The sequence below is a fragment of the Psychrobacter sp. 1Y4 genome (assembly GCF_051847555.1).
Genome location: NZ_JBPYDE010000475.1, coordinates 1 through 747, shown reverse-complemented (window position 1 = coordinate 747; position 747 = coordinate 1). Strand labels below are relative to the sequence as shown.

Below are 747 nucleotides of genomic sequence, written 5' to 3'. Positions count from 1 at the left end.
AAAAACGTATCCTTGCGCAAAAGCAAAAAGAACGTGCTGCTCGTGTTGCCGAGCAGGAGAGGCGCGCACAGGAGTTTTTGACAGAACAAGAAGTGGCTGAAGCAGAAGCGTTGGCCAAAGCCCGCGCTGAAAGTCAGCAGTATGTCAAAAATATCGCGGCGACAAATGAACAGAGTGAGAGTTCAGAAGACGTAAAAGACACAGAAAAAAGTGTTAAAAGTAAGGAAGTGCAAGATGCTGAAAAATTGGTTAAGGCAGCCGATGATGCAGTGAATGAAGCCAAAGCAAAAAAGCAGGCGGAAGATGAGCAGCAACAAGCTAAAGCAAAACAAGAAAAAGCCGCTGCTGAAAAACTAGCAGAAAGTAAAAAAGAAGCCGAAGCGAAAAAACAAGCCGATGCTCAAGCTGCGGCCGAAAAAAAGCGAGAGGCAGCTGAAGCGGCTAAAAATGAGCCACCAAAATCGCCCTCTGATTATCAAGTCAAGAAAGGTGATGGACTGATTAAGCTCGCAAGACAGTACAATATGCCTGTCGAAGTCTTAGCTCAAGCAAATAACCTTTCACCATCGACCTCATTACAGCTGGGTCAAAACATTACCATACCTTCGCGTAATCAAGTGCAACGTCTGGAGCGTGAAGCTGCTGCTGCCGAAAAAGCAGCTGAGGCTAAGCGAGACGCTCAGCAAAAGCTTCGTGAGGCTCGTCAAGAAGTCAAAGAAACCGATGCGAAAGGCAGCTTTGGGGTGC

Annotated in this window: 1 protein-coding gene; it reads left to right on the top strand. The window is 46.9% G+C overall.

Annotated features, from left to right (window positions below; all coding sequences use genetic code 11):
- The coding region (locus tag ACS8FC_RS17050; protein WP_439297661.1) for a LysM peptidoglycan-binding domain-containing protein at positions 1-747 on the top strand (747 nt) is incomplete at both ends.